The organism is Silvania hatchlandensis (assembly GCF_025564065.1).
GTDB lineage: Bacteria > Pseudomonadota > Gammaproteobacteria > Enterobacterales > Enterobacteriaceae > Enterobacter > Enterobacter hatchlandensis.
Window position 1 is genome coordinate 11,614 of record NZ_JAMGZK010000053.1, and the last position, 13,322, is coordinate 24,935.

General features: G+C 52.9%; 13 protein-coding genes and 1 pseudogene. 6 read left to right on the top strand and 8 right to left on the bottom strand.

From position 1 onward, the window contains the following. Nucleotides 1–899: 899 nt before the first annotated feature. The gene (gene dcp / locus M8014_RS17150; protein ID WP_271283596.1) at nt 900–2,945 is read right to left on the bottom strand and encodes a peptidyl-dipeptidase Dcp; all 2,046 of its coding nucleotides are present in this window, start codon (nt 2,943–2,945) and stop codon (nt 900–902) included. Between the two features lie 153 nt (nt 2,946–3,098). Here dcp and ydfG point away from each other — a divergent pair, with 153 nt between their 5' ends. Together ydfG and M8014_RS17160 are read left to right on the top strand one after the other, a co-directional pair. After that, nucleotides 3,099–3,845: a bifunctional NADP-dependent 3-hydroxy acid dehydrogenase/3-hydroxypropionate dehydrogenase YdfG gene (gene ydfG, locus M8014_RS17155; protein ID WP_271283597.1), complete on the top strand. Its 747-nt coding sequence runs from the start codon at nt 3,099–3,101 to the stop codon at nt 3,843–3,845. Nucleotides 3,846–3,936: 91 nt separating this feature from the next. Beyond that, nucleotides 3,937–4,623 carry a GntR family transcriptional regulator gene (locus M8014_RS17160; RefSeq protein ID WP_271283598.1) on the top strand — a complete coding sequence of 229 codons (687 nt, stop codon included), beginning with the start codon at nt 3,937–3,939 and terminating at the stop codon, nt 4,621–4,623. 42 nt (nt 4,624–4,665) lie between these two features. Here the strand turns inward: M8014_RS17160 and M8014_RS17165 are convergent, their stop codons facing one another. Together M8014_RS17165 and M8014_RS17170 are read right to left on the bottom strand one after the other, a co-directional pair. Then, nucleotides 4,666–6,126 carry a mannitol dehydrogenase family protein gene (locus M8014_RS17165; protein ID WP_271283599.1) on the bottom strand — a complete coding sequence of 487 codons (1,461 nt, stop codon included), beginning with the start codon at nt 6,124–6,126 and terminating at the stop codon, nt 4,666–4,668. 313 nt (nt 6,127–6,439) lie between these two features. Continuing rightward, nucleotides 6,440–7,753: pseudogene (locus M8014_RS17170) on the bottom strand (MFS transporter); the annotation flags it as partial. A gap of 221 nt (nt 7,754–7,974) precedes the next feature. Between M8014_RS17170 and M8014_RS17175 the strand changes: the two are divergent. The 4 genes from M8014_RS17175 to M8014_RS17190 all read left to right on the top strand — a co-directional run bounded on the left by M8014_RS17175 (nt 7,975) and on the right by M8014_RS17190 (nt 9,557). Then, nucleotides 7,975–8,214: a DinI family protein gene (locus M8014_RS17175; RefSeq protein ID WP_271283600.1), complete on the top strand. Its 240-nt coding sequence runs from the start codon at nt 7,975–7,977 to the stop codon at nt 8,212–8,214. Nucleotides 8,215–8,362: 148 nt separating this feature from the next. Next, on the top strand, nt 8,363–8,584 hold the full coding sequence (locus M8014_RS17180; RefSeq protein WP_271283932.1) for a DUF1722 domain-containing protein: 222 nt from the start codon (nt 8,363–8,365) through the stop codon (nt 8,582–8,584). A gap of 15 nt (nt 8,585–8,599) precedes the next feature. After that, entirely contained in the window at nt 8,600–9,055 is a 456-nt protein-coding gene (locus M8014_RS17185; RefSeq protein WP_271283601.1) for a hypothetical protein, read from the top strand. A gap of 265 nt (nt 9,056–9,320) precedes the next feature. Then, a complete protein-coding gene (locus tag M8014_RS17190) occupies nt 9,321–9,557 on the top strand; it encodes a hypothetical protein (RefSeq protein WP_271283602.1) in 237 nt (78 codons plus the stop codon). Nucleotides 9,558–9,673: 116 nt separating this feature from the next. Here the strand turns inward: M8014_RS17190 and M8014_RS17195 are convergent, their stop codons facing one another. The 5 genes from M8014_RS17195 to M8014_RS17215 form a co-directional block, all read right to left on the bottom strand. After that, complete coding sequence (locus tag M8014_RS17195; protein WP_271283603.1) at nt 9,674–9,988, bottom strand: hypothetical protein; 315 nt, start codon at nt 9,986–9,988, stop codon at nt 9,674–9,676. Further along, on the bottom strand, nt 9,988–10,227 hold the full coding sequence (locus tag M8014_RS17200) for a hypothetical protein (RefSeq protein WP_271283604.1): 240 nt from the start codon (nt 10,225–10,227) through the stop codon (nt 9,988–9,990). The genes M8014_RS17195 and M8014_RS17200 overlap by 1 nt, the downstream gene beginning before the upstream one ends. Before the next feature lie 125 nt (nt 10,228–10,352). Continuing rightward, nucleotides 10,353–11,312 carry a tail fiber domain-containing protein gene (locus tag M8014_RS17205; protein ID WP_271283605.1) on the bottom strand — a complete coding sequence of 320 codons (960 nt, stop codon included), beginning with the start codon at nt 11,310–11,312 and terminating at the stop codon, nt 10,353–10,355. Between the two features lie 9 nt (nt 11,313–11,321). Then, nucleotides 11,322–11,606 carry a hypothetical protein gene (locus tag M8014_RS17210; protein WP_271283606.1) on the bottom strand — a complete coding sequence of 95 codons (285 nt, stop codon included), beginning with the start codon at nt 11,604–11,606 and terminating at the stop codon, nt 11,322–11,324. Then, nucleotides 11,606–13,285 (bottom strand): phage head spike fiber domain-containing protein, encoded by a 1,680-nt coding sequence (locus M8014_RS17215; RefSeq protein WP_271283607.1) that lies wholly within the window; start codon nt 13,283–13,285, stop codon nt 11,606–11,608. The genes M8014_RS17210 and M8014_RS17215 overlap by 1 nt, the downstream gene beginning before the upstream one ends. Nucleotides 13,286–13,322: the final 37 nt, after the last annotated feature.

A 13,322-nucleotide genomic window follows, 5' to 3' on the forward strand; every position in this document is an offset into this window, starting at 1 on the left:
ATCCTGTCCACCGAAAACAGCGAGACGATCAGCATTGCACCTCAACCAGCAGCGGCGATGAGTTTGTTACGCAGGCTACTAATGGCAGACACCTCTAGCAAGCAGATCGCCCACTAAAAAAGGGGATTGAAAGACCCCATTCCTTTTGTAAAAGTAAAAGCTACGTCTAAGGAAGGCCAACAAAAGTCTAAGTACAACATGGAACTAAATAAAAACTAAAAAATACGAAGTAGACGGTTTTATTGTTGTTTCACTCCCTTCAAAAGGTGTTTCTATGGCTACCTGCCCAAAATGTTTCAGAACTATTACCAATTACCATTGCCCTGACTGCGAAGAGAACGAGCGATCCAAGATTAGGTTTGATTTTACTCCCAACCCCACCACATACAGACATCCATCACCAAGTAATCCGTATCCAGACAACCATGGAGGCGGTACTGGTTATGGTGGGAAGAAGCCGCCAGCCACCACGGGTGAAATAATATTCAATGTCATTGCGGCCATTGTAATTATTAGTATTTGCCTGTTTGTTGCTTACCAGGTGATGATCTCGGCTTAAAAAACGCATTGCCTCACATACAACGCCGGAAATTCTAAGCGGTGGTGCGGTGCAGGCCGAACTTTGCTACAACGTCGCCAGTAGTCACACGCCCTGCCTCGTTCACCAGTTGATGCACGAGGTTCTTGTGGCGGCCAACGACGCGAACCGCATCACGCAATTTCTCCAGGTTGGCCAGCTTGTTCCTGGTGCGGCGGATTTCACGGGAAATCACCCGGACCGTCGGAACAACCAGCTTTCGCAGAATTTAAGGATTCAGTTTGGGGAGAAGCTTTGGGGAAGAAAAAACGTACAAAAAACCGGGCATCATGCCCGGTTCTGTTTCCAGCCTGAAAACGCCCTACGCACTCAACCCGCGATTCACCAGCATCGGCTCGATCAAAGGATCGTGCCCGCGCCACGCGCGATAAAGTTCAGCTAAATCAGTACTATTGCCGCGAGACAAAATCGCCTCGCGGAATTTCTGGCCGTTTTCACGGTTCAATCCGCCCTCTTCCACGAACCATTGATAGCCGTCATCGGCCAGCATTTGGGTCCATAAATAAGCGTAATAGCCCGCTGCATAACCGCCGCCGAAGATATGGGCGAAGTAACTGCTGCGATAGCGCGGGGGAATGGCCGGAAGCAGCAACTGCTCGCCGTCCAGCGCGGCGGTTTCAAATGTCTCGACATCGTCTGGCGCTTCGCTGGCGGTTACCCCATGCCAGTTCATATCCAGCAGGGCCGCCGCCAGCAACTCTGTCATGTCGTAGCCTTTATTAAACTGGGTGGCGCTGAGCATTTTCTCGCGCAAAGCCTCCGGCATCGGTTCCCCGGTTTGATAGTGCCGGGCATAGTGGGCAAACACCGCTGGGTGACTGGCCCAGTGCTCGTTAATTTGTGATGGGAATTCGACGAAATCACGCGGCGTGTTAGTACCGGACAGCGTGGCAAAACGCTGGCTGGCAAACAGTCCGTGCAGGGTATGACCAAACTCGTGGAACAGGGTAATTACATCATCCCAGGAGATCAGCGCGGGCTGGCCTTCCGCGGGTTTTTGGTAATTGCAGACATTGTAGATCACCGGACGAGCCCCAGACTCATGGGACTGTTCAACGAAGTTGCCCATCCATGCTCCGCCGCCTTTTGAATCCCGGGCGAAGAAGTCGCCGTAAAACAGCGCCATCCCTTCCCCGTTTTTGTCGAATATTTCCCAGACGCGCACGTCCGGGTGATAGACGGGAATGTCCGTCCGCTCGACAAAAGTGATGCCGAACAGCTGGGTCGCAGCCCAGAAAACACCGTCGGTCAGCACCGTATTAAGGGCAAAGTAGGGTTTAACCTGCGATTCATCGAGAGCATATTTCGCCAGCCGCACGCGCTCGGCATAAAACGACCAGTCCCAGGCCTGAACGGTAAAGCGGGCCTGCTCATCGTCGATCACCTTCTGGATATCGGCCTGTTCCTGCAGGGCACGTTTGCGCGCGGCCGGGACGATCCCGCGCATAAACTGCAGTGCAGCTTCGGGGGTTTTCGCCATCTGATCGGCGATTTTCCAGCTCGCGAAGTTAGCAAAGCCCAGCAGTTCCGCCTGTCGCGCGCGCAGCGCCACCAGTCGACGCACCAGCTCCCGGGTGTCGTTGGCATCGTTTTTTTGCGTGCGCAGCCAGCCTGCGTTAAACAGATTTTCTCGGGTCTGGCGATCGCGCAGCTGCTGCAGCGCAGGCTGCTGAGTGGTGTTCAGCAGTGGAATCAACCAGCGATCGGTAAGCCCTTTATCGGCAGCGGCCTGCGCGGCGGCCGCTTGTTCCGCCGGGCTCAAACCGTCCAGCTGATGGCGATAATCCACCACCAGCCCACCGGCTTTATCTGCCGCCAGCAGGCGCTGGTTAAACTGGCTGGTCAGCGTAGCCGATTCCGTATTGAGCGCTTTCAGTTCTTGTTTTTGTGCATCTCCCAGCCGGGCACCGGCCAGAATAAAACGCTGATGCAGTTCCTCAATCAACCGCAGAGACTCGGCATCCGCTGCCTGCGTCTGGCGCACATGGTAAATAGCATTCACCCGGGCAAAAAGCGCGTCATTCAACCAGATATCATTGGCAAGTGCAGCCAGTTCAGTGGAGACGGCCTCCTCCAGTTCTTGCAGATAATCATTGGTATGCGCCGAGGTCATGGCAAAAAAGACGTTGCTCACCCGGCTCAGCAGTTCACCGCTGTTCTCCAGAGCCAGCACGGTATTGGCAAAATCCGGAGCGTCAGTCGAACCCGCAATTACCGCGATTTCATCGCGCTTCTGGCGGATCGCCTCATCAAAGGCCGGACGGTATTGATGGTCGTCGATCAGATCAAAACGCGGTGCCTGGTACGGCAGCGTGCTGCGTGCTAAAAAGGGGTTAGTGCCAGACATATCAGACTCCGGAATATGATGAATCTCACCAGAGTAGGTCAGCCCGCCCTGCGCTGCAATCTCCGCGACGGCTGAGGTGCGAAAAGTCGCCTTACCCTGCGTCAGATCACATGCTATGGTAGTACTACACAAAAAGCGTTGAGGAACAGTGACATGATTATTTTAGTTACCGGGGCGACCGCAGGTTTTGGTGAAAGCATCACGCGTCGCTTCGTTGCCAACGGGCACAAAGTGATTGCCACCGGCCGCCGTCAGGAGCGTTTGCAGGAGCTGAAAGACGAGCTCGGCGACAGCATTCTGACCGCGCAGCTGGACGTGCGTAACCGCGCCTCCATTGAAGAGATGCTGGCTAATCTGCCCGCTGAATGGCAAGCCATCGACGTACTGGTGAATAACGCCGGGCTGGCGCTGGGTCTTGAACCTGCGCATAAAGCCAGCGTCGAAGACTGGGAAACGATGATCGACACCAACAATAAAGGGCTGGTGTACATGACCCGCGCCGTGCTGCCGGGAATGGTCGAGCGCAATCGTGGTCACGTGATCAATATCGGCTCCACCGCCGGCAGCTGGCCATACGCGGGCGGCAACGTCTACGGTGCAACCAAAGCCTTTGTGCGTCAGTTCAGCCTTAACTTGCGCACCGACCTGCATGGCACGGCAATCCGCGTGACCGATATCGAACCGGGTCTGGTGGGCGGCACTGAGTTTTCCAATGTCCGTTTCAAAGGCGATGACGCCAAAGCGGGTAAAACCTATGAAAACACCGACGCACTGACACCGGAAGATGTAACGGAAGCCGTCTGGTGGGTGGCGACGCTGCCGAAGCACGTCAACATCAACACCCTTGAAATAATGCCGGTAAGCCAGAGTTTTGCTGGTCTGAGCGTGCATCGCGGCTGATCTTTCCTCGCCCGGCCTGCGGGTCGGGTATGGGATGCCCGCGAAAAGAATGGTAGTATTTACTGGTTAACTCTCTGAGAAATCACATCGAATGGCCGTTGAATCGCAACTCAATCCGACCCAACCTGTTAATCAGCAAATTTACCGTATTTTGCGCAGCGACATTGTTCACTGTCTGATCCCGCCGGGTACCCCGCTGTCTGAAAAAGAGGTGTCGATCCGCTTCGACGTCTCTCGCCAGCCTGTACGCGAAGCCTTTATTAAGCTCGCTGAAAACGGCCTGATTCAGATCCGTCCCCAGCGCGGCAGCTACGTAAACAAGATTTCACTCTCGCAGGTGCGCAACGGCTGTTTTGTTCGTCAGGCCATAGAATGCGCCGTCGCACGTCGCGCCGCGAACCTTATCGACAGCCATCAGTGTTACCTGCTTGAGCAAAACCTGCATCAGCAGCGCATCGCCATTGAGCGCAAACAGCTGAATGATTTCTTCCTGCTGGACGATGAGTTCCATCAGAAGCTGGCGCAGATTGCCGATTGCCAGCTGGCATGGGACACCATCGAGAACATCAAAGCGACGATGGATCGGGTACGCTATATGAGCCTCGATCACGTCTCGCCGCCGGAGATGCTGCTCCGTCAGCATCACAATATTTTCAGCGCGCTGGAAAAACACGATGCCGATGCAGTGGAAAAAGCGATGACCGTGCATCTACAGGAAATTGGCGAGTCGGTGCAGTTAATTCGGCAGGAAAATAGCGAGTGGTTTAGCGAAGAGTAGCCGTAAAAATGAATGCCGCCACGACGGCGGCATTCGACAGGGTTAGCCCGCGATGTACTGCGCCACCGTGGCTTTTGCCCCTTTATCCAGCAACGTCAGATACGCCGCTGTGACTGCCTCAACAAAAGTCGCGTCCTGCGGCAGTTCATTACCAAAAATCGCCTCGATGCCCATCAACGCCTTCACCCGTGATGCCCCTTCGGCGCTGTCCTGCACTGCCTGCTGGATCATCGGTAGCAGTGGGTCGCACACTTCGATGGCTTCACCGCGCTCATCCACACCCCCGACATAGCGCATCCAGCCTGCCACGCCCAGCGCCAGCAGCGGGAAGGACAGCTGATGTACGCGATGCCAGCGCACGGAATCCAGCATACGCTGGGGCAGCTTCTGGCTACCGTCCATCGCGATCTGCCAGGTACGGTGACGCAGCGCCGGATTGCTGTAACGCTCGATCAGCAGATCCGCATAGCGACCCAGATCGACGCCAGTGACTTTCAGCGTCGGTGCCTGCTCGTTCAGCATCAGGGCATGCGCGGCGCGACGGTAGTTGGCGTCTTCCATGCAGTCATTAATGTGCTGATAGCCCGCCAGGTAGCCCAGATACGCCAGGAATGAGTGGCTGCCGTTGAGCATACGCAGCTTCATCTCTTCGAACGGGATCACGTCGGCCACCAGCTCGGCGCCTGCTTTCTCCCACGCCGGACGACCGGCAACAAAATTGTCTTCTACGACCCACTGACGGAACGGTTCGCAGGCTACACCTGCCGGATCGCGCACGCCGGTGATTTGTTCGATTTTGTTCAGGGTATCGGCAGTGACGGCGGGCACAATGCGGTCAACCATTGTCGACGGGAAGGTGACGTGAGTTTCGATCCAGTCGGCCAGCTCGCTATTGACCGCGCGAGCGTAGGCGCAGGTGACATTGCGCATCACATGACCGTTCTCGGGCATGTTGTCGCAGGACATTACGGTAAAGGCGGGCAGGCCCGCCGCTTTACGCCGCGCCAGCGCTTCGACCACCACGCCAACGGCAGAGCCCGGCTGGTGCGGGTTATTCAGATCGGCAGCGATCAGCGGATGATCCAGCATCAGCTGTCCGGTTGCCGGGGCGTGGCAGTAGCCTTTCTCGGTGATAGTCAGCGAGACAATCGCAACCTGCGGCTCGCACATCGCCGACAGCACCGCTTCCAGACCATCGACCTGCGCATGCAGGGCGTGTTTCACCACCCCGACGACCCGCGCAGTCCAGGCATCGGCGGACATTTCTGCCACGGTGTAGAGATTGTCCTGGGCTTTGAGGTCCGCAATCTGCTGCTCACCGCCAATCAGGTTGACCTCGCAAAACCCCCAGTCGCTGCCGTGTTCGGCGGCAAGAATATCGGCATACACCGCCTGATGCGCACGATGGAAGGCGCCAAAACCCAGATGCACTATTTTAGGCTTCAGGTTATCGCGGTTGTAGTGAGGCAGGGTTGCTTGCGCATGGAATAACGGATTTTTCATGATAGTACTCGTTAAATTGATTAAGCGACGATCCTGGCCGGTGTTCTGCAGTGCAGTTACGCCTCATGGCACCACCGACCCACTAACCCAACTAGAATGGCAGTAGGTATAAAAACTGATGTCGTTAACCATACTGATTGTTGATGTTGATATTTTGATTTACGATAACTTTTTGCCATCTGGTGTGACATCAATTAAAAGTTGTGTGACAACATCCAGAATTAGCTTCAGGGCTGTATACCACTCTTCCTGCTGTCTGTTGCAAGGGTCTAAAAAAATGACTCCCCTGCGGGTGCAGGAGAGTCAGTGTGGATCAGGAAATAGCGCTATGGTTGCCGCGCGGATTGACGCCCGCTACACGAGGTTTGTCTTCTGCGGCATCGTCCAGGGTGCTCAAATCGCGGTCGCACACTTCAGGCATCAGGATCGCAGAGATCAGCCCGATCAGCGAATAGACCACCATCATCACCGCAATTGGCCACCATGAGCCGGTCATATTACAGAAGATCCCCGCCAGTAATGGGCCGAACCCGACTGCCACCAGACCCCCGGCCTCTTTCGAGATCGCCATCCGGGTAAAGCGGTTACGTGAGCCAAACATTTCTGCCATGGTGATATTCTCCAGGGCAAATAATCCCAGCACCGCAAAGTTGTGAATAATGATAATCGAGGTCATGATCACCCCCGGCGAATAGGCGTTATCCACAATAATCGACAGCATCGGGTACGCCAGAATAATGGCGGAGATATTCAGCACAATATAGGGTAAACGACGACCTATTTTATCGGACAGCCAACCCAGCAGCGGAATGGAAATAAAGCCGAGGATGGAGCTGATCATTAACGCATCGGTGGGAATGCTTTTGTTAAACAGCAGGGTCTGGACCAGATAACCGGCAAGGAAGGTCTGAATCAGACCGGAGTTACCCGCCTGACCAAAGCGCAGGCCGGTCGCCAGCCAGAACGATTTGCTCTTGAACATCGCTCCCAGGGTGCTTTCCCGATCGTCAGACTGCACGGGAGCATCTTCCGCATTGACCTGCTCAAATACCGGACTCTCTTTCAGGTTCATGCGCAGCCAGATAGCAAAGATCATGACGACCACGCTTGCGAGGAACGGCACACGCCAGCCCCAGGCCACCAGTTCTTCACGATCGAGGAAGAAGAACATCGCCGCCCAGATCGCCGTGGCGCTCAGGGTGCCACAGTTGGTGCCCATCGCCACCAGCGAAGAGATGATGCCGCGTTTCCCTTTCGGCGCATACTCCGCCAGCATGGTGCCCGCACCGGAGATCTCTGCCCCTGCGCCCAGCCCCTGGACAATACGCAGCGTCACCAGCAGTACCGGCGCAAAGATGCCAATCTGGGCGTACGTCGGCAGCACGCCAATCAAGGTAGTACAGATCCCCATCATGGTGATGGTGATAAACAGTACCTTTTTACGCCCAATCCGGTCGCCCATTTTGCCGAAGAAAAACGCGCCGACGATACGGGCGATATAGCCCGCGCCGTAAGTGCCCATCGCCAGAATAAGCGCCATCGCGGCGGACTGTTCCGGGAAGAAGATCTCGTGAAAAACTAATGCTGCGCCCAGTGAATAGAGCTGAAAGTCCATAAATTCACGGGCTATTTTCGTTAACCACGGAATAGCCCGTCATAACCGGGTATTTATCATGATGTTGCCAGAGCAAAAACATCGAGGCAGGTAATATCCTAGGGTAATCACGGCATGTTTATGCCCCATCCCTGCCCCAAAAACCTCCTTAAAAAGCTATGCACCCCATCGTTGAAACTGTATAAAAAAACAGTGTAAATTGCGTACTAAATCATTGTTGTTTTGGAGGCGTTATGTTCGTTGAGTTGGTATACGACAAACGGAATGTAGAAGGATTATCAGGTGCCAGAGAAATAATTCTCAATGAGCTGACAAAGCGGGTACACCGGATCTTTCCCGCTGCAGAGGTGAAGGTTAAGCCAATGCAGGCGAACGGTTTGAACAGCGATGCCAGAAAAAGTGATCGGGAGAAGCTGAATCGGATGCTTGAGGAGATGTTTGAAGAAGCCGACATGTGGATGGTATCGGACTAAACCTGTAAAGATGGACAAAGGTAATGCGGCCACTGGAGGCCGCTTTGTGCTGTGAGTTCAACGGGTCGATGCAACGCTATCCTTAATCAATGGGGGGGCGTTGCCATGAAACGAAGATGAGGTCACAAGATCTTAAAAGCGTGTTCTGATATACGTTCAGGGGTATTTTCTTCATCAACTGACTTCCCGCCAGCGCGGCAAGCTCGTCGATGAGATCCTACACTATCGTGATGGGCAATTACTGATTCTGCTCCCACTGACACTAATGAAACATTCCATTGACGAATACCCGGCTCCATATCTTATGATCCAAAATTACGTTTCCACGCACCCAGAGAATTTATGTCTGCGTATGACAATATCTGAATAGACTGAGGACATCATTATGATTCAAAAAAAAATACTACTTTACCTGTCTTTAGCATCCTTCCTCAGTACTCCTGCCTGGGCAATTAATAAAGAGTACCGGCAAAAACTGGAGCAATCCGGCTGTACGCAAGTGTCCGAAGCCCAGGGGTGTGATATCAATAAAACGAAAGCAGAAAACATTAGGGCTGGATTCGTCAATGACGATAGCAGCAAGGCCTCTACTGCAAGCCCTTATACCGGTCAATGGCAGGCAATGAGCGATAGTGGGGCTGCCGTAGCCAACATCAGTATTGACGCAAATGATAAAGTGACGATTAATGGTAAGGGCATTAAGGCTAAGAAACTGGATGGTGGCCTTCAGTTTAAACAGGGTAAGATTATTTACACCATTCAGGGTGACCGACGCCTAGAAGGCGAAGATGTCTGGCGGGATACAGATGCCGGCACACAAGGAAAAATCCTCAAAAGGTAAACCTGTAAGCGAGAGAATACAGCATGTATTCTCTCGCTATTTTCAGTAAGGCGTCGACCTTATCACTGTCTATTTTTGTTCTTTACCTGTTTTCTTCGGTCAAGAACTAACGTCCCCCTTCGATTAAGGATAGCGTTGCATCGACCCATTGAACTCACAGCCAAGAGCAGACTTAGCTCATCGACAACGTCAGTCCAAAAAAGAGTTATAATTTTTAGACTAATTTTTTGAAGGCCATATTTTAGACAGTGTGACGGGACATCAGATGACTAAGACAGTAATGATTGATGAACTTCTGGTATTGACCAGAATGGCTAAAGCAGCATACGACACACCCGTTAAGTTCATGGCCCAAAATGAAATAGATGTGGTCACGCGTTTTACTAAAACTTTCACACCACGTCTGGTTGAACAACTATGCCTCAGAATAATTGAACTCGAGACTGAAGCTCGTGATCAGTTGAGTCTGCATAGGTTAAAAAGACATCCAGAACAAGATTGAAGGCTTTACTGAACAAAACCTCTTTTAATTGCTGATATTCGCTCATAGCAGAAATAAAACCTTCAAAGTGAAGACCGCAGGCCTTTCGCATTTGACGTGTAACCGCGCACCACTATTTATACGGGCAGGTCGTCAGCATCTGTACTATTGATGAAGAACGTCACCCTGCCCAGCACCTCGACTTCCTCCGCAGCAACCCCCTCTATCGCCTCGCCGTCCTCCGTGATTAACGCCTTTCCCAAGAAGCGTGCGAATTGAGTCTGGCCGCAACTAAGGATCAGCAGAACCTGCCCCTTTACCAACCGGGTAACCGGCTCGATAACAGCAAACCCGGATGACGTTTCCAGGATGCGGCTGTCTGGCGTCATGCATATGTTCGCTGGCGTAAGTCGCTGCTCGATATAGCCGGTAGCCGGTGAAGGGAAGCCCATTAGTGAACTCTCCCCATATTGCGCAGGATCCACAGGCGGTTCTCGCTATGGTCTGTCGTCCTGTCGGCGAAGTCGGGCTGATAGCGCTCTATCCACTCGTTAGCGTCGTTCTGGCTGAAATGCCAGTGTACCTTCGCCAGTTCGCGGATGAAGTCGGCTGTGCGTAACCACCGGTAGCCTTTGGGGTTGTGCTGTATGGCGGCCACAAATGCGGCGTGAATTTCGTATGCGCGGGGCATGTTTTGCGCTCCTTTATACTGTTTTTATATACAGTAGTTTTAATGCGAGTGCAGATCAATGCGGGGCAGCCTATTAATGCGGAGCACTGAAATGCAGTGCGAGGGCGGCTAACGTTTCCTCCGGATCATTTGTCCTTCAGCATTTCTTCAATCGCAGTCAGCCGGGCATCCTGCCCCTTTATTTTGCGGCTGAGCGCGTGAACAGCCAGCAGCACATCAAGCAGTAGTGCATTAGTGTCGAGCCGCAGCTGCTCATGCATCTGCATATCGTCGCCCATGAACTCCATCAACTTGACGTAGTTTTCATCGATCTCCTGCAGGTCCTGAGCAATAAGACCGCGCCTCATACGATGCAGCAGATCGTCGATAAATTTGAAATTAACGGGTTTCATATTATCGATGTTCGCCAGCGCCTCATCTGCTGCATCTTCGCCGTATTCGATGCCCTCTTTCATTCTCCTGTCAGAAACGACTGTTTTATTAAGGGCATACGTCGAGGAGCCAATGTAAAAATAAACATCGCTGCGGCCGGCCTGGACACTGAGGCGAGCGACGCCGCCATCATCCCCGGCAGACAAGAGGTAACACTCACTGTACTGCCCGCTGCCGGGCCACAATGCAGCAACGCCCACCGTAGTTCCTGCGAGATTATTATTGTGCGTTTTCTTCGTTAGCAGAGGCATCACCCAGCTGCTAGTCGCTATGGTCGAAAGATTGAGGTCCTCACCGTAAAAGGCACCCTTCGCACTGATAACACCAGACCACGCTGACACCGTTTTGCTATCGGAGGACCATTTATCCGGGGATCGCCCAACACCATCCATCCCAAAGGTGAAGTCCGGCCCGTCCGAAGAGCCGCTACCCGCCTGAATAGCAGCAAAGCGACTGATGACACCCGTGTTACTGACCGAACGAACTGCACGCACAGCGGCGTAACTATCAAGGTTTGCCCCTACCCGAAGCTCTGACCGGAGATAGCCCCCGTTCGTAGAGGTATTATTACCCGGCGCGGATGTGACGCTCACCAGTGAAATCCACGTTCCGTTAGCCTGGGTTAACTCAATGCTGTCAATTCTGTTTGCCATGCTATTTCCTTACGCCCAGACGCGAGCAGGTGTTTTCGGGTTGACGGTGAAACCGTCCAAACCTGTTAAATCCAGAGCATCGTCAACAACGCGCAGATTCACGTGGTAGCCCGGTTCAGCTAAATATTCGAAAGGATCCTCTTCACCGACAGTCGTCGAAATAACACCTACGACGTCAAGGCAGATTCCAGGGTGATATAAATAGCCCTGCTCTTCGTTATCCTGAAAACCAAAAGTGATTAATGCCTGACGCATGTCAGTCGCGTCAGAAAAACGCAGGTATAAATCTCTCATCAGCGGAGTCCGTTAATTTGATTAGGGGTAAGGACGCGGTGCCAGATACGAAAATTGCGGATGTGGTAAACAGCGAATGAATTACCATTAAAAATAATTGCCGTGCCTGCTGACGTCGGTCCCGTCGGGATGTTTGCGTTACGTGTAGCAACCTTGCCGTCAAAGTACCCGGTTACGGTATTGTTGTTAGCAACATCTACCGTCTGTACATATGTTTTCTTGTTGAATGGGTAGGTTACATTTTGAATAGCAATACCACCTGAACCTCGGTAAGAAATTAACTGGCTCGAAACACCTCGTATGATGATGTCATTCCGTGCGCCCATGTTCGCCAGGAAGTCAACATAAGCGACGCCCGTAGTAGGCTGCACAAACTTATCCACTGTGAACTCAAGTGCTATGGTCCGGGCGAAATCATCTCCTACATTCCTGTACCCGATATTACCTTGCGGCTGCAGGGTAAGCTGCTCGCTTGCCCTTGTCGTTGCCGCAGCTCCCGTAGGTATATAACTGGTCGCGACTGCATTTTTTTCGCACTGCGCTGTCTGCACGCAGATTATTGCGCCGATCGGTAAGTTCGTGCCGCTATTAAGCCATATACCGCCCGTTACTACCCCCGCACTTGCGGCTGTATATGTAACGCTCACATATACATATCCGTCACTCCCAAGAGACGACGTATAGGTGAGGCCTGCGGTCGCACTCATATACCCGCCGGTATTACCGTCAAAAAAGGAGTCAGCTATCTGCGCGCCATCAAGCGTAAATCTGAATCGGATTCTGTAAGAAGTGGCTTTAACCCTCGCGGATAACACAACCACATCGCCGATAGCGACAGTTATGCCCGCACTCGCCGTAGCCTGGTGATTCGAACTGGTAGCGGCATTAACAGTGCCTTTAAATGTTACCGCCTGTGTAGTGCCGTCAATAATGGATTCTTTAGTAAGAGTGCCATTACTATTCCACTTCGCCGGGTCTTCGCTATTTAAAATGTAATTGGTACTCTGCCCCTCAATTAATAACCCGTCACGCTCAAAACGCGGCTCATTAATAGCGGCGGTCCGCAACACCCCTGATTTATCGATATACGTTGCCGTAGTTGAACGGGTAAATGTCGCCGACTTCGTTGGTAACTCCAGCACCTGCCCCGAAATAGTCAGCGTATCGTATGGAGCAAACCCAGCCAGCAGGCGCAGGTCATCATTGAGCGGTGCCCATACGTCAGGGTAAGGCGCTTCCTCATAAGGAACTGTCGTCAGCAGCTGTGCGGCGGCAAGTGATGCTGCGGCATTTGTCTCGCTGGTTTTGGCGTTGGTTTCTGACGTCTTGGCATTCGTCTCAGACGTTTTTGCATTGGTTTCTGACGTCTTGGCGTTGGTCTTTGAGGTATCAGCTGCAGTAGCACTGTCTGCCGCTGCGTTCTTTGATGAATTCGCCGATGTCGCACTGCTGGCCGCATTCGTCTCTGACGTTTTCGCAGCTGCGGCGGATGTTCCTGCAGCGGTCGCGGCGGCAATCAGCTTCGTCCAACTGGGGCCTGTTTTTTTCGAGCCATCGGCCAGAGTTACGGTGACGTCACCAGTGCCGGATAAAATCAGGTCCTGGTTGACGACATCAATTTGCGCCTGTCGAAAACCTTCCGTAACGGCTTTCGCTAAATCATCGGTAATCGTGGCCATTCGTGATGTCCTTATAATGGAAAAACCCAGCCGGGGC

Coding starts and splice junctions, on each gene's coding strand:
- dcp (WP_271283596.1), bottom strand. CDS start 2,945: ATGTCTGGCACTAACCCCTTTTTAGCACGCAGCACGCTGCCGTACCAG.
- ydfG (WP_271283597.1), top strand. CDS start 3,099: ATGATTATTTTAGTTACCGGGGCGACCGCAGGTTTTGGTGAAAGCATC.
- M8014_RS17160 (WP_271283598.1), top strand. CDS start 3,937: ATGGCCGTTGAATCGCAACTCAATCCGACCCAACCTGTTAATCAGCAA.
- M8014_RS17165 (WP_271283599.1), bottom strand. CDS start 6,126: ATGAAAAATCCGTTATTCCATGCGCAAGCAACCCTGCCTCACTACAAC.
- M8014_RS17175 (WP_271283600.1), top strand. CDS start 7,975: ATGTTCGTTGAGTTGGTATACGACAAACGGAATGTAGAAGGATTATCA.
- M8014_RS17185 (WP_271283601.1), top strand. CDS start 8,600: ATGATTCAAAAAAAAATACTACTTTACCTGTCTTTAGCATCCTTCCTC.
- M8014_RS17190 (WP_271283602.1), top strand. CDS start 9,321: ATGACTAAGACAGTAATGATTGATGAACTTCTGGTATTGACCAGAATG.
- M8014_RS17195 (WP_271283603.1), bottom strand. CDS start 9,988: ATGGGCTTCCCTTCACCGGCTACCGGCTATATCGAGCAGCGACTTACG.
- M8014_RS17200 (WP_271283604.1), bottom strand. CDS start 10,227: ATGCCCCGCGCATACGAAATTCACGCCGCATTTGTGGCCGCCATACAG.
- M8014_RS17205 (WP_271283605.1), bottom strand. CDS start 11,312: ATGGCAAACAGAATTGACAGCATTGAGTTAACCCAGGCTAACGGAACG.
- M8014_RS17210 (WP_271283606.1), bottom strand. CDS start 11,606: ATGAGAGATTTATACCTGCGTTTTTCTGACGCGACTGACATGCGTCAG.
- M8014_RS17215 (WP_271283607.1), bottom strand. CDS start 13,285: ATGGCCACGATTACCGATGATTTAGCGAAAGCCGTTACGGAAGGTTTT.